This is a genomic window from Elstera cyanobacteriorum, assembly GCF_002251735.1.
GTDB lineage: Bacteria > Pseudomonadota > Alphaproteobacteria > Elsterales > Elsteraceae > Elstera > Elstera cyanobacteriorum.
In genome coordinates this window covers 1-18,647 of sequence record NZ_NOXS01000020.1, presented here as the reverse complement: position 1 = coordinate 18,647, position 18,647 = coordinate 1, and the positions used below count along the sequence as shown (strand labels likewise).

General features: G+C 59.1%; 16 protein-coding genes. All 16 read right to left on the bottom strand.

Features of this window, described 5'->3' with window-relative positions:
• Window positions 1–11 precede the first annotated feature (11 nt).
• The gene (locus tag CHR90_RS01105) at window positions 12–488 is read right to left on the bottom strand and encodes a MarR family winged helix-turn-helix transcriptional regulator (protein ID WP_094406866.1); all 477 of its coding nucleotides are present in this window, start codon (window positions 486–488) and stop codon (window positions 12–14) included.
• 92 nt (window positions 489–580) lie between these two features.
• Window positions 581–2,068, bottom strand: coding sequence for an AMP-binding protein (locus CHR90_RS01100; protein WP_094406864.1), 1,488 nt, complete (start codon window positions 2,066–2,068; stop codon window positions 581–583).
• 3 nt (window positions 2,069–2,071) lie between these two features.
• Window positions 2,072–2,893 carry a p-hydroxycinnamoyl CoA hydratase/lyase gene (locus CHR90_RS01095; RefSeq protein WP_094406862.1) on the bottom strand — a complete coding sequence of 274 codons (822 nt, stop codon included), beginning with the start codon at window positions 2,891–2,893 and terminating at the stop codon, window positions 2,072–2,074.
• Between the two features lie 33 nt (window positions 2,894–2,926).
• Window positions 2,927–4,393 (bottom strand): aldehyde dehydrogenase, encoded by a 1,467-nt coding sequence (locus CHR90_RS01090; RefSeq protein ID WP_094406860.1) that lies wholly within the window; start codon window positions 4,391–4,393, stop codon window positions 2,927–2,929.
• Between the two features lie 472 nt (window positions 4,394–4,865).
• Entirely contained in the window at window positions 4,866–5,888 is a 1,023-nt protein-coding gene (locus CHR90_RS01085; protein ID WP_094406858.1) for an ABC transporter ATP-binding protein, read from the bottom strand.
• Window positions 5,885–6,883: an ABC transporter ATP-binding protein gene (locus tag CHR90_RS01080; protein WP_094406855.1), complete on the bottom strand. Its 999-nt coding sequence runs from the start codon at window positions 6,881–6,883 to the stop codon at window positions 5,885–5,887. The genes CHR90_RS01085 and CHR90_RS01080 overlap by 4 nt, the downstream gene beginning before the upstream one ends.
• A gap of 3 nt (window positions 6,884–6,886) precedes the next feature.
• Window positions 6,887–7,840: an ABC transporter permease gene (locus tag CHR90_RS01075; protein ID WP_094406853.1), complete on the bottom strand. Its 954-nt coding sequence runs from the start codon at window positions 7,838–7,840 to the stop codon at window positions 6,887–6,889.
• Window positions 7,841–7,850: 10 nt separating this feature from the next.
• On the bottom strand, window positions 7,851–8,834 hold the full coding sequence (locus tag CHR90_RS01070) for an ABC transporter permease (protein WP_094406851.1): 984 nt from the start codon (window positions 8,832–8,834) through the stop codon (window positions 7,851–7,853).
• A 73-nt stretch (window positions 8,835–8,907) separates the two neighbouring features.
• On the bottom strand, window positions 8,908–10,488 hold the full coding sequence (locus tag CHR90_RS01065; RefSeq protein ID WP_094406849.1) for an ABC transporter substrate-binding protein: 1,581 nt from the start codon (window positions 10,486–10,488) through the stop codon (window positions 8,908–8,910).
• A gap of 290 nt (window positions 10,489–10,778) precedes the next feature.
• Window positions 10,779–12,188: an ABC transporter ATP-binding protein gene (locus tag CHR90_RS01060; protein ID WP_094406847.1), complete on the bottom strand. Its 1,410-nt coding sequence runs from the start codon at window positions 12,186–12,188 to the stop codon at window positions 10,779–10,781.
• The gene (locus tag CHR90_RS01055; RefSeq protein WP_094406845.1) at window positions 12,185–12,976 is read right to left on the bottom strand and encodes an ABC transporter permease; all 792 of its coding nucleotides are present in this window, start codon (window positions 12,974–12,976) and stop codon (window positions 12,185–12,187) included. Before CHR90_RS01055 ends, CHR90_RS01060 begins: the two co-directional genes overlap by 4 nt.
• Window positions 12,976–13,911, bottom strand: coding sequence for an ABC transporter permease (locus CHR90_RS01050; RefSeq protein WP_094406843.1), 936 nt, complete (start codon window positions 13,909–13,911; stop codon window positions 12,976–12,978). The genes CHR90_RS01055 and CHR90_RS01050 overlap by 1 nt, the downstream gene beginning before the upstream one ends.
• A complete protein-coding gene (locus CHR90_RS01045) occupies window positions 13,911–14,825 on the bottom strand; it encodes a DMT family transporter (protein WP_094406841.1) in 915 nt (304 codons plus the stop codon). The genes CHR90_RS01050 and CHR90_RS01045 overlap by 1 nt, the downstream gene beginning before the upstream one ends.
• Window positions 14,816–16,357: an ABC transporter substrate-binding protein gene (locus CHR90_RS01040; RefSeq protein ID WP_094406839.1), complete on the bottom strand. Its 1,542-nt coding sequence runs from the start codon at window positions 16,355–16,357 to the stop codon at window positions 14,816–14,818. Before CHR90_RS01040 ends, CHR90_RS01045 begins: the two co-directional genes overlap by 10 nt.
• 5 nt (window positions 16,358–16,362) lie before the next feature.
• Window positions 16,363–17,031, bottom strand: coding sequence for a DUF1826 domain-containing protein (locus tag CHR90_RS01035; RefSeq protein WP_094406837.1), 669 nt, complete (start codon window positions 17,029–17,031; stop codon window positions 16,363–16,365).
• The gene (locus CHR90_RS01030; RefSeq protein ID WP_094406835.1) at window positions 17,032–18,252 is read right to left on the bottom strand and encodes a GTP-binding protein; all 1,221 of its coding nucleotides are present in this window, start codon (window positions 18,250–18,252) and stop codon (window positions 17,032–17,034) included.
• Between the last annotated feature and the right edge of the window lie 395 nt (window positions 18,253–18,647).

The window sequence follows — 18,647 nt, the reverse complement described above, 5'->3', positions numbered from 1 at the left end:
ACCGGACACGGCTAAAGATCCGCCTCCTCGGCGGCGTCACCCCCGACCTGACGCAAGCGGACCAAGATATCGCGGAGCAAATCCGCCTCGGCGGGGCTCATCACTGCCGCGAATTTCTGCTCGTGGGCTTGAATGCGAGGCTTAAGATCGACCAGCATCGCCCGGCCTGCCGGGGTCAGATAGAGCGCGTGGGACCGCCGGTCGGTCGGGGACGGGCGACGCTCCGCCAAACCCTGGGCTTCCAAGCCATCCAGCAGGGCAACGAAATTGGTCCGCTTAATGGCAATCGCCTTGGCGATGCTATTTTGCGTGCAGCCTGGGTTCGCATCAATCAGCGTTAGAATTGTAAATTGGACGGGACCGAGGTCCACCCCCGTCAGGGTTTTGGCAAAATCCCGGGCAATCACCAGAGACGCCCGGCGAATATTATAGCCGATCAGAGTATCGATAAAGGACGTGTCTAGGTCTGACTCAAGACGTCTCGACATAAAAGGCGGCCACCATGCTGGTTGTTTGGGGGTAGCAATAGCCCGTGCCCCCCAAAAACGCCATGCGCCTGATTGCCCCGAGGGGCCGCAGGTCAAGGATCGGATAACTGCCGCTTAATTTCGGCTTTCATCAGCTTCCCGGCGCCATTGCGGGGAAGCGCCGAGACAAAGAGGATCGTTTTTGGCAGCTTATAGCGGGCGATGCGGGTTTCAAGGAAAGCCAGCAACGCCTCGGCCGAGAGCGAGGCGCCGGATTTTAGCACGGCGGATAAATGCCCCACCTCACCCCAGCGCGGATCGGGCAGACCAACAACGGCGCACTCCGCAACATCGGGGTGCGCAATGGCGGCGGCCTCAACTTCCGCCGGAAAGATATTTTCCCCGCCGGAAATGAACATATCCTTCTTGCGATCGACCAACCAATGAAACCCTTCGGCATCGGCGCGGACAATATCACCAGTGCGAAACCACCCCTCGTCGGTGAAGGCTTGCGCGGTTTCGTCGGGGCGCTGCCAATAACCTGCGGTAATATTGTCGCCCTTCAGCAAGAGTTCCCCCGCCTCGCCCACCGCACAATCATCGCCGTCTGCCCCAAGGATGCGGGTTTGCACCCCCGGCATGGCAATCCCCGCCGACCCAGCCCGCCCGGCGATAATCGCACGGTCAAGCGGCATGCCGAAGACGGTTCCCGCCTCGCTCATGCCAAAGCCGTCGACAATGGGAATGCCAACCTCCAGCCAAGCGTGAATAGCAGGGGCCGGATGGGGCGCCCCGCCGGTGAAGATGGCGGCGAGATGGCGCAACCGCTCAGGATCGAAAGTTGGCTCGGCGCGCAAGAGAGCCGCCATCTGCGGTACGCAGAAGTAATGGGTGATCCCCAAGGCGGGGTCGGATAGGCGCGCGAGCGTCCGCGCGGGGCTGAACCCGTCCGACACTAGGAGACGCCCGCCCTGCAATAAGGCCGGTCGCAGGCTGGTAATCAGCCCGATTATGTGAAACATCGGCGCATCGCAGAGAAAGCTGCTGCGCTGCGTGACCTCTCCCAGAACGGAAAAATTGATCGCCGTTTGATCGATATTTTTCTCAGAGAGCAGTACCCCTTTCGGGCGGCCCGAGGTGCCCGAAGTGTAGAGAATGAGCGATGGTCGGGCGCGGTCAAACGGCGTCTCGGGCAGCGGTGCAAGACTATCGGCCTGGGCGGCAAGGGTTGCCAAGGCTAGGCCGCCGTGGGCGGGGGCTAACGTCGCGAGAACCCCGTCGCCGACCAACAAAGCGGGGCGACAATCATCCAGCACACGGGCGATTTCGGCGGCTGACAAGCGCCAGTTTAACGGGACATAGAGCGCCCCAAGCCGGGCGCAAGCATGGTGCAGGATCGGCAGCCAAACGTCATTCTTCGCCAACGCGGCAACACGGTCCCCCGCGCGGATGCCCTGAGCCGTCAAAGCGGCGGCCCATTGGCCAACGGCACGGTTCAGCGCCGCATAGGTCCAGCTTTGCCCCCGCGTCAGATCTTCCGCTGCAATCGCGTGGGGCCGCAGGCGCGCGTGCAGCCCAATCGCATCGACCGCCCCAACCATCGATCAGGACTTTTGCTTCGAGAGATCATAAGCCCTAAGGCCGGGCTTATAGGTCTTCTCGTCAATGAACTGGCGGATGCCTTCCTTACGGCCCTCATTATCATAAGAATTCGCAGCCTCTTGGGCACGAACCAGATAATCTTCGGCATTATCATAGGTCATCTCGCCAACGCGGCGCACGGCGTCTTTGGTTGCTTTTAGGGCGACCGGATTCTTGGCAATCAAGATATTGGCAACCGCCGTAACGCGATCCTTGAGGTCGGCCAAAGGAACGGCCTCATTCACGAGTTTCCAGGCGGCGGCTTTTTTTCCGTCGATCATCTCACCCGTAAGCGCGTGGTACATCGCGTCGCGCAGGGTTAGCAAATCGACGACCACTTTCGTCGCCCCGCCGCCGGGTAGAATCCCCCAGTTGATTTCAGACAGGCCGAACTGGGCTTCTTCAGCGGCAAAGGCCAGATCGCAGGCGAATAACGGGCCGTAGCCACCGCCAAAGCACCAGCCATTGACCATCGCAATCGTTGGCTTCTGATACCACCGCAGACGGCGCCACCAGCCGTAGGCGTCGCGCTGGGCGGCCCGCGTCGCCGCGAGGCCTTTGGCCTCGGTTTCGCGAAAATATTCCTTAAGGTCCATACCGGCCGACCAGGACGACCCTTCGCCGGAGAGGACGAGCACGCGCACATCGTCCCGATACTCAAGTTCGTCCAGAACCTCCATCATCCGGCGGTTCAGCGCCGGGTTCATACAGTTCCGCTTTTCGGGGCGGTTGAAGCGCACCCACGCAATATTGTTTTCAACGTCGAAGGCGACTGGACTGGTCATCGCAAACAGCTTTCTGAAAAAGAGGGGCCAGGATTAAATCGGGAAATGGCCCGGCAGGGTTTCGACCGTGATCCAGCGCAGTTCGGTGAAGGCATCAATCCCGGCTTTCCCGCCAAACCGGCCATACCCGCTGGCCTTAACACCGCCGAATGGCATTTGCGCTTCGTCATGTACCGTCGGGCCATTGACGTGGCACATGCCCGATTGAATGCGTTTGGCAACCTTAAGCCCGCGCGCAATGTTGCGGGTGAAAACGGCAGCGGTTAGGCCATACTCAGTATCGTTGGCCACACGGATCGCCTCCTCCTCGCCGCGAACCCGAACAATCGTCGTTACGGGGCCGAAGCTTTCGTCGGCATAAATCCGCATGTCGGGCGTTACGCCGTCGAGAACCGCCGCCGATAGAAGCGTTCCAGTGGCAGGCGCGGCGAGATGCAGGGTTGCGCCCTTGGCCGTCGCATCCTCAATCAAGGCTTGAATGCCCACGACCGCCGAAGGGTCGATGACCGATCCCAGCGGCGTGGTGCCAACGCGCGGATCACCCGCGACCAGTGTTTTGGCTTTTTCGACGAATTTGGCAACGAACGCATCGGCAATGCTGGCATCGACGATAATGCGTTCGGTGGACATGCAAATTTGGCCCTGATTGAAGAAGGCGCCAAAAGCGGCGGCCTTTACGGCTTCATCCAAATCGGCATCATCCAAAACCAAGAGGGGTGCCTTACCCCCCAGTTCAAGCAGAACCGGCTTGAGGTGGACCGCCGCCCGGGCAGCGATGACTTTGCCAACGCGGGTGGAGCCGGTGAAATTGATCCGGCGCACCGCGGGATGGTCGATCAGCGCGCCAACAATATCTGCCGCATCCTCTGGCGCGTTGCTGAGGACATTCAGAACCCCCGGCGGCAGGCCTGCGTCGGCAAATGCTTGCCCGATCAGGCTATGGGTCAGCGGGCACAGCTCCGACGCTTTCAAAATGGCGGTATTGCCACAGGCGAGCGCGGTCGCCACAGCACGCACGCCCAAAATGACCGGCGCATTCCACGGGGCCATGCCCAGAATCACGCCAAGCGGCTGGCGTACCGCAAGCGCCATGCAGCCGGGTTTATCGCTTGGAATCACTTCGCCGTTGATTTGCGTGGTCAGGGACGCCGCCTCGCGGATCATATTGGCGGCAAGGGTAACATTGAATAATGCCCAGCCCTTGGTGGCGCCGGTCTCCGCCGCCATGGCCGCCACGAAGGCCTCGGTTCGGGCGACCAGCGCCTCCGCCGCCTTCAGCAGCAGCCCGCGCCGGGCACTTGGCCCCATCTCCGACCAAACGGGAAAAGCCGCCTCCGCTGCGGCCACGGCGGTTGCAACGTCCACAAGACTGGCCGCCGCAGCCCGGCTGGCAATATCGCCGGTCAGCGGATTGCGCCGCACGAACTCTGCCCCGGTACTCGCCGGAACGGGCTGACCCTTGATGAAAAGCGGAACGCTGACGGACTGAGGGGTGCTCATTCTGTTTTCTCCCAAACCAAAGCGCTCGTTATCGGAGCGCCGCTTATCGTTTTTTGTTATGTTATATAACAATAATGATTAATCAACATATTTTTAGGACGCCGCCCCCCGTTTAAGGATCCTGCGCCTTCCGAAAATCGACGTGAGGAAGTACGGCCTGCGCAGACTAGGCTGTGCAGGCTGCCCTTTGAGAAAAGGAAATTAGAATAGACGGGATAATGACAATTATTTATGCATTATCCGCAGAAAAAATGGCCCTGCAATAAATAGATTTACGATTCTTATCGAGAAGATAACGACAGAAAACTGTTCGTAAATGAAATAATATTAAATAAAAAGAAAACCAGGCGAGCCGTCTACCTAGGTCGTCATGACAGAGATCGACCGCCCCCGCACGCGATGCTCTCGCGCATCGACCACTATCGTGGCGTGTTCGGGGGCGATCTCAGCTTTTGGGGAATGGCTGGCCTCTTTAGGCCCTGCCCTCCTCCACCGCATGGCAGGCAATCAACCCGTCGCCAACGGGGCGCGGCGCAGGCGTCTCCTGCTTGCAGCGCTGGGTCGCCAGCGGGCAGCGCGGATGATAGTGGCAACCCGCTGGCGGATTGATTGGATTGGGAATTTCCCCTTGGACGGGTTGCCGCTGCCGTCCGGTCATCGCGAGATCGGGCACCGCGTCCAATAGCATGCGCGTATAAGGATGGCGCGGGGTTGTGAAAAGCTGGCGCGAGGGCGCCACCTCCACCAAACGCCCGAGATACAGCACGCCGACCCGCGTTGCCATATGCCGCACAACCGCGAGATTATGCGAGATCAGCAGATAGGTTAGCCCAAACTCCGCCTGCAAATCCTTCATCAGGTTGAGAATCTGAGCCTGCACCGAAACATCGAGCGCCGAGGTTGGCTCGTCGCAAACCAGAAACTCGGGATTGCCTGCCAGGGCGCGGGCAATCGCAATGCGTTGACGTTGCCCACCAGAAAATTCGTGCGGGAACTTTACCCCATCAGCCGGATCGAGGCGGACTAAGCGCAAAAGTTCCGCAACCCGCGCCGCAATCGCCCCCTCGTCCGATAAAAGGCCAAAGGCGCGGATCGGTTCCGCGATGATCGTATCCACCCGCATCCGTGGGTTCAGGCTGGCGTAAGGATCCTGAAAAATCATCTGGAACCGCCGCCGCAGCCGCCGCATTTCTGCGGCGCTGGCGATCTTGGTGATATCGGTGCCGTCGAACCGGATCGCGCCTTCCGTGGGCCGCAACAAGCCAACGATCATTTTGGCGATGGTCGATTTACCCGACCCGGACTCCCCCACCAAGGCGAAGGTTTCGCCCTTGGGGATGCTGAAACCGACATTATCCACGGCTTGCAGCGATTGCTTCGGCGCGCCTTCCAGAACCCGGTTCAGCCAGGGTTTGGAAACGTCGAAGACGCAGCGGAGCCCGTCAACAGTTAACAACGGGGCGGATGCCTCTGGCTTAGGTGCAGCGGCAGTCATGAACGGGCCTCCCCGGTCAATTGGGCTTCATCGAGAAAACAGGCAACGCTGCCGCTGCCCACTGTGCGCACGGGCGGCCGTTCCGTCCGGCAGCGATCGAAGGCAAAACTGCAGCGGGGATTGAAGGCGCAGCCCTTAGGAATATGGGCAAGGCGCGGCATCGAGCCGGGGATCTGGGTTAGCCGCTCCGCCTCCACCTCGGGGTCGGGGATCGATCCCATCAGACCCTTGGTGTAAGGATGGCGCGGGGCCTTGATCACGTCGCGCACGGGGCCGATTTCGACAATCCGTCCGGCATACATAACCGCCACCCGGTCCGCGGTTTCCGCGATCACGCCCATATCGTGCGTCACCAGGATAACGGCGGTATTCTTCTCCCGGCACAGGCGTTTTAACACGGCAATGATCTGCGCCTGCACCGACACGTCAAGCGCGGTCGTCGGCTCGTCGGCGATCACCAGTTCAGGCTCGGCGGCCAACGCCAGGGCGATCACCACCCGCTGGCGCATCCCGCCCGAAAACTCGTGCGGGTAGCTGTCCAGCCGCTTTTCCGCCGCCGGGATGCCCACCTCGACCAGCAGATCAACGGCGCGCTGCCGGGCTTCCGCTTCCGACAGGGGCAGATGGGTGCGAATGGTTTCGATCAACTGTTCGCCAACCCGATAGAGCGGATTGAGCGACGTGAGCGGATCCTGGAATACCATCCCAATGCGCCGCCCGCGCACTTTGCGCAATTCTTCCGGCGGTAGCCCGTTGATTTGTAGGCCCTTCAAGTGAACCGTGCCGCTGGCGATCCGCCCCGGCGGCTCCAGCAGACCGATCAGCGCCGTCCCGGTCAGCGATTTGCCCGCGCCGGATTCGCCGACCAGCCCCAGGACTTCGCCGGGTTTAAGGGAGAAGGAGATTTGATCAACGGCGCGCAGAACACCGCGCCGGGTGGGGAATTCCACCACCAGATCGCGCACCTCAAGCAGCGCTTCGGAGGATAAGGTCATGGCTTATCTCAGTTTCGGATTAAGGGCATCGCGCAGCCAATCGCCCAATAGATTGACCGATAGCGCCAGCGCCAGCAGCGTGAGCGACGGGAACAGCAGAATCCACCATTCGCCGGACGCGATATATTCCTGACCAATGCGGATCAAGGTTCCCAGCGACGGCTGCGTCGGCGGCACCCCAACCCCCAGGTAGGACAGCGTGGCTTCGGCAATGATCGCCAGCGCTAGGCCCAGGGTGCCGATGACCAGCACCGGCCCCAGCACATTCGGCAAGACATGACGGATCATGATGGTCAACGGTGCCAACCCAATGACACGCGCCGCCTGCACATATTCCTTGTTGCGCTCCACCAAAGTTACGCCGCGCACCGTTCGGGCATATTGCGGCCAATCAGAAAGGCCGATTGCCAGAATCAGCACCGGCACGGCCAAGGTGGCATGGCTTTGCACCGGCAATACCCCCCGGAACACGCCAAAGATCATCATCGCCACCAGGATGGAGGGGAAGGTCAGTTGAATATCGGCGATCCGCATAATGATGCTATCGACGATCCCGCCGCGATACCCGGCGATCAGGCCCAGGGTGACGCCGATCAACATGGCCAACCCAACGGCAGCAAAACCGACGAGTAGCGAGGCCCGCGACCCATACAGGATGGTCGAAAGCACGTCACGGCCCTGATCGTCGGTCCCCAAAAGATAGACGTTCTGGGTAAACTCATTGGCCGTCAGCGGCGGCGTTTTACCGTCCATCAGGTTCAGGCCTGCCGGATTAAACGGATCTTGGGTCGCCAGCAGCGGCGCTAAGAGCGCCCCGACGAAAATCAGGATCACCACCAAGCCCGCTGCCATCGTCACTGGTGACTGACGGAAGGAATAGGCGATATCCGAATCCCAAATCTTATGCAGTTTCTGCCGCAGGCTGACCTTGGGCAGAGCGGTTGAAGCTTCGCGCATAGCGTCGTCCTTAATGGCGGGCGAGGGCTGCGCCAGACTTCAGGCGCGGGTCCACGATAAAATAGAGCATATCGACGATCAGGTTGATCGTGACGAAGAACAGGGCGACCAGCAGTAGATAAGTCGCCATCAGCGGAATATCGACCGACTGCACCGAGGAGATGAAGAGGAACCCAACCCCCGGCCATTGGAACACCGTCTCGGTGATAATCGCAAAGGCCACGAGCGAGCCGAGCTTAATGCCCATAATCGTAATCACGGGGATCAGCGTATTCTTCAAAGCGTGCCCAAAATGCACGGCTCGGTCGGACAAGCCGCGCGCCCGCGCAAACTTGATGTAATCGGCGCGCAGCACTTCCAGCATCTCGGAGCGCACGAGGCGCATAATCAGCGTCATCTGAAACAGACCGAGGGTAATCGCCGGCAAAACGAGCGATTTAAGCCCGGAAACCGTCAAAAATCCCGTCGTCCAGACCCCGAGATCGACGACCTGACCGCGACCAAAGGACGGCAGTATCTTGAGCTCGACCGAGAAGAGGTAAATGAGCGCAATGCCGATCAGAAAGGTCGGCAAGGATACGCCGATCAGCGAAAAGGTCATGATGGCCTTTGCCGAAAACCGGGTGCGCCGCAGGGCCGTGAACACCCCGAACCCGACCCCGAAGACCAGGGCGAAAATTGCCGCACAGAAAGCGAGTTCCAGCGTGGCGGGCAAACGTTCGGCGATCAGGTCAATGACCGGCCGACCGACGCGATAGGAAATCCCAAATTCCCCCTGCACGATCCGCCCGACGTAGGCCGCGAATTGAAGCGGGAAAGGTTGGTCAAGGCCAAGCTCCTGGCGCATCCGCTCCCGATCCTCTTGGGTTGCCTCCTGGCCGACCATCACGGAAATGGGGTCGCCCACAAAGCGGAAGAGTGAAAAGGAGACGAGCGCCACGACAAGCATGACAAGAATCGCCTGGAAAAGCCGACGAAGCACGAAGGCAAGCATCAACACCTCTGGGGTCTAACAAGACCGGGGGGTCATTGACCCCCCGGACACTGCGCAGGTTGAATGCTGCGCCTTACTTCACATCAACATACTTGATGAAGAAGGTATTCTCGGTCTGAACCGGAATATTATAGTTAGCCTTCATTGCCCAGGCGATATTCTGGTTATGGACCGGAATATGGACCAGCGAGTCCTTGGCGATCTTCAAGGCCTTGGCCATCGTCGCATCGCGTTTGGCCTTATCGGTTTCGGTGGCTAGCGACTTAATCATCCCATCCAGTTCCGCGTTGGAATATTTGGGATTGTAGCTACCGTAGGCCCCCTTCCCTTCGCGGCTGTGGTACAGGAACTTCAGAACATATTCGCCATCGAAGGTCGGCACACCCCAGCCGAGCAGATAGAAATCAATCGCGCCTTCGATAATCTGCGGCGAGTGTTGGGCCATCGGACGGGCTTCAAGCGTTACCTTAATGCCGATCTGACCCAGCATCCCAACAACCGCTTGGCAGATCTTCTCGTCATTGACGTAGCGATTGTTCGGGCAGTGCATCGTAATCCCGAACCCGGCTTCATAGCCCGCGTCCTTCATCAAGGCCTTGGCCTTGTTCAGATCATAGGGCGTGATGGCGTCCAATTCCTTCGTATAGCCGTCCGACCCCGGCGGCAGCAGCGTACCCGAGGGGGTCGACTGACCGGACATCACCACTTTCTGGATGGCACTGCGGTTGATCGCAAAATCAATCGCCTGACGCACGCGCAGATCGGCCAGCGGATTTTTACCCTCCACCGTGTCGAACTTCAGGTCGGCGTCCCCAGTATTCAGGCTGAAAAAGATCGAGCGGTTTTCGGCGCCCGAATTAACACGCATCCCGTTGGTCCCGGCGATACGGGCAATATCCTGCACCGGCACGTCTTGAACAAAATCCACTTCACCCGACAGCAGGGCGGCGACCCGGGTCGGCGCCGCCGCAATCACCGAATAGGTGATTTCCGATACTTTCAGCGGAAACTGGCCCTTGCCCCAATAAGCCGGATTAGCGGCGAGAACGCTGCGCACGTCCGGCTCGCGCACTTTCAGCACATAGGGGCCCGTGCCATTGGTGTTGCGCACGGCATAGGTTTCTTCCTTGGCGTTAAAATCCTGGGAATTCACCACATTGTTCGCTTCGGACCATTCCTTGTCCATCATGAACAGGTTGGTCAGGTCGTTGACCAGCAGCGGGTTCGGCCCCTTGGTCTTCACATTGACCGTCAGATCATCAACCTTGGTCACTTGTTCGATGCTGGTCAGCAGACCCTTCATCTGCGACTTATCACCCATGGCCCGGGTCAACGAAAAAACGACGTCATCCGCGTTAAAGCTATTGCCGTTGTGGAACTTTACCCCCGGGCGCAGCTTGAATTCCCACACGGTCGGATCGGCCGTAATTTTCCAGGCCGTGGCGAGCGCCGGGGTCAGCTTCGCGTCATTGTCGCGATGCACGAGCGGCTCATAAATCTGATGCAAAAGATTAAAATTCTGACCGGAATTCTGCGCATGCGGGTCCATCGTGGTCGCATCCTGACCACGGGCCATTTTGAAGGAAACGGCAGACGCCGGAAAGGCCAGCGCGGTTCCGGCCATAAGCAGCGTAACGAAAGCCAGTTTTTGCATTATCGGATCTCTCCCAGGTGAAATCGGCACGCGCCAGGCCTCCCACAGTCTGGCGCGGTAGACATATGGAAATGACATGACAGACATTCAATCAACACATTTCTTATCACCTGAAACGAATCAACAAGTGTGTGATTTAGGTAACAGGTTGCTCTCACCCCTCGGGAAGGGAAATATCAAAATGAGCCATTTATACAACCGAACGGCACACACAAAGTTTTGTATGAGACCGTACCCAGCCACCAAAGTATGCACAACACCAATATCCTCTCTGCCCTCAAAGTGAATAGTCACAAAATTATAATATTCTCTGTTAATGAATAAATTAATTCCATTTCATGGGAGATAAATATTGCTCCAATTTTTTCCTCCGTGACAATTTCATGGAGAAGAGAAATTGTTTCCCTCTGGAGGATTGGGTCGAGCCGCGAGGTCGGCTCATCAGCGACAATAACCGCCGGGTTCAACAATAATAGTCGCAACAGCGCCAGACGCTGGGCCTCCCCCCCAGAAATCTCGCTCGGAAACCGTTCAAGTAGCTTCGCGCTTAACTTCAGGCGATCAAGCCCCGCTGATAGGCGTTCTGCATAATCAGGTTGCGGCGCGAGGGTACTGAGATATTGGAATTGGGCGCTGAGCGTCCGGTGGGGAATGAATACCGCCGTCGGGTCTTGATGCAACTTTTGATATCGGCGCCTGAGGCGCTGGGCACTGGTTAAATCGCGGTATGGGTCAATCCCTCCCCAGGAGACCGAACCGCGACGCGGCGGCAAAAGCCCAAGAAGACTATTCCCAAGGCTGGATTTACCGCAGCCGCTGGGGCCAGAGATCCCGAGAATCATGCCCTGCGTAAGATGAAGATCGATGTTGTTCAGCAGATCAGGGCAACCAGAATGACCGAGGCTAAGCCCGTGCGCGGCCAAGACCAAGGGAGTGTCGACGGCGCAAGCTGAGCAAGGAACCCATGTAGCAGGATCGGCGTCCAACCAGGCGCGGGTGTAGGCGCTTTGTGGCGCTGCCAAAACAGTATCGCTTGGGCCGAACTCTTGCAGGCAGCCGTCGGCCAATACCAGCACAGAGCCCTGAAGACGGCGCACTAGATGGCGGTCATGGCTGATAAGCAATAGGCTACGCCCTTGCCGCGACAATCGAAGCAGTAAGTCTGCCACATCCTCCAGCCGCTGCGGGTCAAGCCCCTTTGTCGGTTCGTCGGCAATCAGCAACGGTGCCTCTAGCCGCAAGGCGCTGGCGATCAAGGCGCGCTGGGCCATGCCCCCCGAAAGCTGGAACGGATATGCGGCCGCGCACCTTGCGGGCAGATCGACGGCAGCCAAACTTTCCTGAACCGGCACCGGTATGTGTCCAGTTTGAGCGAGCATGCGCCCGAGGCGCTGGGTTGGGTCGAGCGCCGCCCCCGGCTCTTGTGGTACGAGAAGAAAGTCAGATGCCCACAAGCCTTGCAGTGCCTGAGGATTGCCAAGATCGAACGTTCGGCCCTGCCAAAGCAGAGCCCCAACAGCCCGAAACCCGGGCGGTAGCAGGCCCATAAGCGCTTGGGCGATTAAGCTCTTACCGCCGCCGCTTTCGCCGATGATCGTGAGAATGCCCCCAGATGGCAGGGAAAAATCGATGTTGCGGACCAGCGGTTTTCCGGACCCGTCATAAATCGTTAGCCCTTGAAGAACGAGGGCGGCGCTCATAAACGCCCCTCCCCCGCTACCGGAAACGCGACACGGCCAATCAGTGTGACAGACCAGGTAACAAGGACCAGCCCTAAACAGGGGGCCGCGGTTTGCCAGGGCGCTTCGGTCAAATAGGGCAAAGCTTCGGCGATCATCCCCCCCCACTCCGGCGTTGGCGGGGTAAGGCCAAGCCCTAGAAAGCCCAATCCGGCAATCGTCATAATTGTCGTTCCCAGCCCAAGGGTAAGCTGGGGCAAAAGAAGCGGTAGCAACGGCGGCAAAAGATGGTGGCGAAAAATCGCCCAGGCCCCAAAACCAGCCAATCGGGCCGCTTCAACATGGGTACTCAACACCTCCCCTGCCACTACCGCCCGGCTTAATCGGGCAAAGGGCGGGGCTTGGGTCAGCGTAAGGCCGATCAACAGCGGCGCAACGCCGCCCCCCAATAGCCCCACCAACAGCAGAGCCAGCAGAATACCCGGAAAGGCCAGCAGCACATCAATCCCACGCATGATGAGAGCCTCGCCCCACCCACCCCACCAGGCAGCCCCCATGCCCAGAAGGGTCCCGACGAAGGCGGCAAGACCAATGCAAACTGCCGCCAAGCCGACCGAGCGCGGAGCGCCGTGCGCCAAGCGCGCTAAAACATCCCGCCCCAAATGATCCTGCCCGAGCCAATGCTGTGCGCTGGGTTCCTGTAAAGCCCCCGCTAAATCCTGCACAATCGGATCATGGGTAACGATAACGGGAAGGAGGGCCAACAGCGCCAAAAGGCCGCCTAGCGCAATAAAGGGCCAGCGACGCATCAGGCTAACCGCCGACGGCGGGGATCGAGTACCAGCGCCGCCGCATCCGCTAAAAGGTTCACCAGGGCATACAGCAGGCTAATCAGCAGCGCACAGCCCAGAATAATCGGAATATCCCGCGCCACTAACGCCCGTACCAAGAGATCACCCATCCCAGGGTAATTGAAAAGCGTTTCCACGATAACAAACCCATCAATGAGGAACCCCATCTGCAAGGCTGCAAACGTGATAATCGGGATAGCGGCATTGCGGACACCGTGGTGTCTTAAGGCGGCACCCTTGGGCAGGCCCCGCAATCGGGCAAACTGCATATAAGGCGCGCGCGCCACCTCGCGCACTGCCGCGCGAATGACGGGAACTGAAAAAGCGGTCAGGCCCAACGCCAAAGTCAACGCGGGCAGAACGAGATGGGTCGGCGTCTTGAACCCGGCGGGCGGGAGCCATCGGAGTGTCAGGGCAAAAAGGGTGATTAAACCGATCCCCACCAGAAAGCTCGGCAAAGCCGCAAAGAGGACGGTAAGGCCGGTCACCACCCGATCAACCAACCCGCCTGGTCGCAGACCACACGCAATCCCAAGCGGCAAGGCCAGAGCATAGGAAAGTGCCCATCCCAGCACCCCCAATCCCAACGTAAACCGAGCGTGATATAAGATTTCGTCAATCACCGGTTTGCGAGAGACGAGCGACCGTCCAAGGTCGCCGCGCATCACCCGGCTCATCCAGTGACCATATTGAACGAGCAAAGGACGATTGAGCGCCTCGTCGTTCCGCACCCGCGCCTCAACCTCCGGCGTCGCCCGGTCGGCGCCAACGCGCGCAATGGCAATCGACAAAGCAATATCGCCGGGGAGCGCATGGGTGATCCCGAAGCAGAGGGTCGCAATCACCCATGCGGTCGCCAAGGCTTGGCCAAGCCGCAGACCCAGAGTTTTCATCAGCGCCGCTGCCGTTCGCCAAAAGCCACGAGCGCCGCCGCGCCAACAACAAGAGCGGCCCCAAGCAGACTAAGCGGCACAGGTAGGAGCCCGAAGACGAGCAAATCGAACCCCATCGCCCAGAGCATTGCCGTATACTCGAAGGGCGCCAGAGTTGAAACCGGTGCACGCGCCACAGCCTCGGTCATCGCAATATGGGCCAGCCCGCCGGTGAACCCCGCCCCGATGAGCCACGCAAGCGTCCCCCCTTCGGTGGCTACCCACCCGAAAGGCGCGGTCATAACCCCGCCCACGGCGCAGACCAGCGCAAAATAAAAAGCGATCGTGCCCGGCGGCTCGGTTGCGGTGAGGCGTTTGATTTCGATTTTCGCTGCCGCAGTCGTTGCTGCCATCGCAATACCGGCGCCAACCCCGATCACGACTCCCATATCCAAACTTGGCCCGGCCAGTGCGGGCAGAAGCATGAGCCCCACCCCAGCAAAGCCAACGAGCGCCGCCAGAACAACCAGCAAGCCTGGCCGCTCGCGCAAAAACACTACAGCCGTGGGAATCACCAGCAACGGCGCCAAAAAGCCAAGGGCCGCTGCCAAAGCCAGCGGAAGATACTTAAGCGATAGAAACGAAAAGGCCATTGCAACGCAGCCGAAGAGGCTGCGCTTCACGTGCCCGAAAGGATACCGCGTGCGCAGGCCGCCGGGAAATTGCCCCTGCACCGCAAGATAGGCCACAATCGGTACAAGGGCGACCGCGCTACGCCAGAACATGATCTGACCAACGGGAGCTTCGACCGAAGCCAGTCGCACACAGAGCGACATGCAGGCGAAAAGACCGGTTGCCAGAAGGCGCAGGCCAATTCCGGCGAAAAACTGCGGCGGCGGGGCGAGATACACCCCACCAGATTGGCTTAACCCCATGCCATAGCCTCGGCAAGATACCGCATTTCAAAGGGATCGATGGCAACATTGCGTAAGCGCGGTGATACTGCAACCGTATGCTCAAACCAGGCAACGGGAATGACGGGCAGTTCATCGTGCAGCAAAGTCGTAATCTCTGCCCTTAGCCGCGCCTTTTCGGTAGTATCGAAGCTGGCTATATAGGCATCCGTCAACCGCTGCATCTGTGTGCGTTCCGGCCAATGGACGGTACCCCACGTCGATTTTTCACGGGTATAATCGGGAATGATGGTGGCAATGACGTCGGGCACATTGACGTAAGTGCGCGCGAACATCGTCATTTCCATCCGATCCTCCCGGATCGCCGTGGGAATGATCGCCGCCGGGCCAACCTCGATGCTGATCTCAAGCCCAATCTGTTTGAACTGCGCTTGCAGCGCGGCGGCCATCGGGGGCAATTCTGGGCGATTGGCGAGCGTGAGCAATTTGCCAGCGAATCGCACCCCATTCTTAACCCGAATACCATCGGCGCCCGGAACCCAGCCCGCGCTATCAAGCAGGCGTTGAGCTTCGGCAATATTCTGGCGCAGGGCCGGTAGCGCAGGATTATGCCATTCGGTCAGGATTGGCGGCAAAAGCTGCGTCGCGGCCGATCCTGGATGCCGCAGAACGGCGCTGGCAATGCCAGCCCGATCAATCGCCAGGGACAGGGCGCGACGCACGTTCTTATCGTTGAACTGAGGTAGACCACAGTTTACCGCCAGCGGCCGCACGCGCGGGATCGTCAGGCTTTCGACGCGCAACTGTCCGGCAGCATTGATGCGTGGCAGTGCCGTCGGGGCGAGTGTATAGACGAGGTCAGCGTCGCCTGCGATAGCGATATTAGCGCGCGTATCGCCGTTAGCGACCCCCGTGTAGCGCACCGTTGAGATGTGCGCCTTTACCCGCGCACCTGGGAAACGCTCTAGTTCCAGATTCGTTTTCCCGTCGATTGCCGTTAACCGGTAGGGACCGGTCGCGATAATTTTCTGCACCTTGCCCTCGGCATCATAGGCGGCGGGCGCCAAAAGGATCGCGGCATAATCCACGAGAAACGCCGGTAAGGGGCTAAACGGGGTTTTCGTGCGAATAATCACCGCGTCGCCATCGATGCTCACCCCATCAAGCGGCACTGCCGACAGGCTTTCGCCGGAAAAAGCCCGCTTTAGACTATTGACGACCGCCTCGGCTGTGACCGGGCTACCGTCATGAAACAGCGCCCCGGCCCGGATGGGGAACCGCCACGTCAGCTTATCCTCGCTAACGGTCCATCCCGACGCCACGCCGCCGACCAGCCGTCCATCAGGGTCGACCTGCACAAGGGTTTCCGCAACTCCAAGGCGGGTAAGCAGGTACCCCGTATCCGTTGGCTCCAACGAAGTAAATTCCCAGGGGCCGACAATCCGCAGCGCGGTGTGCGTTTGAGCCGCGAGCGGCCCTGCCCAGGCCAACCCGCTTATAGCCCCGGCACCCGCCAAGAGTGCCCGGCGGGAAATGGAGAGTTCGCTAATCATGGCAATTATCCTGATTGAAGAGCTGAGCGCGTCCACCGCTCTGGTGAGGCGCTGGATGGAAGGTTCAGGCACAGCAGCAGCCGCGTTTCGCCCTGCCCCGCCAGTGGCGGCGAACGATGGACAATCCCGCTTCCTGGCCCCGCGCAACTGCCTTTGAACACGCCGACCGCCTGTCGGGGAAACCGATGAATGGGCCCGCGATAGGCTCTTTGATCCCGCAGGGCATTAGGCGCGTCAGCGGGGAAAACCCACTCCGTACCCGGCCCGCGATAGGTGGTGAGGAGGCGCGCCTCCACACAATCCCGATGAAACTTCCAGCAACCATCGCCCGTTATGCGCTCTAGCCGCACATCAACCTCGGTGGTGCCAGTAAGATCGACAAACTGGTCCACCAGCGCCGCAATATCAGCAATCAGCCACGGGCGCACGGCAGCCGTGGTAACACGATCCAGAAAGAGACTGTCGAGCGCAGCGTTAAGGTCGGCTAGGCCCACTAAAACCCGCCCGTCGGGCAGACTTTCCGCTGGAAGCTGAGCCAGCTCCGCTTCAATCCCCGGGGGAATACGCCGCAGCCAAAGGGCCAACTCGATGCCAGGCTGGCGGAGCATCATGATGTCGGGCAATACGGCACAAATTCGGATAGCCGTATCGAGAGTTTCAAGCTGCATTTCCATTCAACCCGCCATGCCCGCTGCAACCTCACCCCATAGAGGAAAGGGATCAGGAAGATCTCGATACCGATTCGCATTGAAGGTCACGGGCCTTGGCGTGCCCAGCAGGCTAGCATCAAGCGCAGCACGGATAGCCGCTTCATCCAGATCAATGCCGATGAAAACCAGCTCTTGCCGCCGGTCCCCCCACAGCGGATGCCAATGGCGGTTGAGGAGCATCCGCCACTCCGGATCATCTGGCCAACGGGCTTTTGGTACAGCTGCCCACCAGCGCCCTAGGCCTTCGGTCCGGCAGATAGCCCCCGCAAGGCTGAGTTCGCCAACCCAATCCGGGCGTGTTCCTAACCAGAAATGACCTTTGGCTCTAACTAGTCCGGGCCAAGTTTGCGCGATAAACGCCTGAAAGGCGACGGGGGCGAAGGGCTGCCGGGCCCGATAAACAAAGGAGGTCAGGCCATAGGCATCAGTTTCTGGTAGGTGGCTCTCAGGCTCGAATAGGGCTTTGTGCCATAAAGGGTGTTCCTGGGCTTTTTCCGAATTAAAGCGCTTTGTATCGAGAATTGCACTTAAGGGGACGTTACCAAAGCTAGCATCGATTATTTCGGCGTCGGCATTCAGGGCGCGAATAATTTGATGGACGAGGCGACGCTGCTCCGGCGTTACATCATCAGCTTTATTGACGATGATAACATCGGCAAATTCAATTTGTTCAACGAGTAAATCAACCAGACTTCGGTGATCGTCTGCGCCCGCTGTTTCCCCACGGTCACCTAGGAAATCCTGGCTGCCATAGTCTTTGAGCAGATTTAACGCATCCACAACCGTTACCATCGCGTCCAATCGCGCGACATCGGACAGTGAAAGACCGGTTTCGTCCCGAAAATCGAAAGTTGCCGCAATGGGCAAGGGTTCCGCGATCCCTGTGCTTTCGATCAGGAGATAATCATAGCGACCAGATTCGGCGAGACGACGGACTTCTAGCAGGAGGTCGTCGCGCAGTGTGCAACAAATGCAGCCGTTGCTTAATTCAACCAACTTTTCGTCGGTCCGTGACAGATTCGCCCCGTCGCGGACCAAATCAGCATCAATATTCACCTCGCTCATATCATTCACAATCACGGCGACGCGTCGACCGTCACGATTGGTTAGAATGTGATTCAACAGCGTGGTTTTTCCCGCACCTAGAAAACCGGACAGGACGGTAACGGGCAGGCGGTCAGACATCGGGATACCTGTGCAAGGTGGAGTAAAGCAGGGGGGAATATCATATGTTATAACATAACAATTCAACTAGAAAATGCCGGATCTTTCTCGACGAGGGGCGCTGCACGAAAGAGGGGTACGATCTTGCTTGCCCCCTCCCCCTTCCCTTCGGAGCCTCTTTAGAGGAACCCCGCAGACGGGATGAATGGGGCCTTATTATCACGGAGTCATCGGCAGTGATCGCAGATTACCTTTGCACCTAACAAGTCTGGCGGGTTCACCAAATGAGCGACCGTTAGGTTTAGATGTGTTTATTGGTTCACCGCATCACTTTCAACGGCATCACTTTCAACCGCATCACTTTCAACCGCATCACTTTCAACGGCATCACTTTCAACGGCATCACTTTCAACGGC

Excerpts from the sequence above, each read along its gene's own strand:
- CHR90_RS01105 (WP_094406866.1), bottom strand. The coding sequence starts at position 488 with ATGTCGAGACGTCTTGAGTCAGACCTAGACACGTCCTTTATCGATACT.
- CHR90_RS01100 (WP_094406864.1), bottom strand. The coding sequence starts at position 2,068 with ATGGTTGGGGCGGTCGATGCGATTGGGCTGCACGCGCGCCTGCGGCCC.
- CHR90_RS01095 (WP_094406862.1), bottom strand. The coding sequence starts at position 2,893 with ATGACCAGTCCAGTCGCCTTCGACGTTGAAAACAATATTGCGTGGGTG.
- CHR90_RS01090 (WP_094406860.1), bottom strand. The coding sequence starts at position 4,393 with ATGAGCACCCCTCAGTCCGTCAGCGTTCCGCTTTTCATCAAGGGTCAG.
- CHR90_RS01085 (WP_094406858.1), bottom strand. The coding sequence starts at position 5,888 with ATGACTGCCGCTGCACCTAAGCCAGAGGCATCCGCCCCGTTGTTAACT.
- CHR90_RS01080 (WP_094406855.1), bottom strand. The coding sequence starts at position 6,883 with ATGACCTTATCCTCCGAAGCGCTGCTTGAGGTGCGCGATCTGGTGGTG.
- CHR90_RS01075 (WP_094406853.1), bottom strand. The coding sequence starts at position 7,840 with ATGCGCGAAGCTTCAACCGCTCTGCCCAAGGTCAGCCTGCGGCAGAAA.
- CHR90_RS01070 (WP_094406851.1), bottom strand. The coding sequence starts at position 8,834 with ATGCTTGCCTTCGTGCTTCGTCGGCTTTTCCAGGCGATTCTTGTCATG.
- CHR90_RS01065 (WP_094406849.1), bottom strand. The coding sequence starts at position 10,488 with ATGCAAAAACTGGCTTTCGTTACGCTGCTTATGGCCGGAACCGCGCTG.
- CHR90_RS01060 (WP_094406847.1), bottom strand. The coding sequence starts at position 12,188 with ATGAGCGCCGCCCTCGTTCTTCAAGGGCTAACGATTTATGACGGGTCC.
- CHR90_RS01055 (WP_094406845.1), bottom strand. The coding sequence starts at position 12,976 with ATGCGTCGCTGGCCCTTTATTGCGCTAGGCGGCCTTTTGGCGCTGTTG.
- CHR90_RS01050 (WP_094406843.1), bottom strand. The coding sequence starts at position 13,911 with ATGAAAACTCTGGGTCTGCGGCTTGGCCAAGCCTTGGCGACCGCATGG.
- CHR90_RS01045 (WP_094406841.1), bottom strand. The coding sequence starts at position 14,825 with ATGGGGTTAAGCCAATCTGGTGGGGTGTATCTCGCCCCGCCGCCGCAG.
- CHR90_RS01040 (WP_094406839.1), bottom strand. The coding sequence starts at position 16,357 with ATGATTAGCGAACTCTCCATTTCCCGCCGGGCACTCTTGGCGGGTGCC.
- CHR90_RS01035 (WP_094406837.1), bottom strand. The coding sequence starts at position 17,031 with ATGGAAATGCAGCTTGAAACTCTCGATACGGCTATCCGAATTTGTGCC.
- CHR90_RS01030 (WP_094406835.1), bottom strand. The coding sequence starts at position 18,252 with ATGTCTGACCGCCTGCCCGTTACCGTCCTGTCCGGTTTTCTAGGTGCG.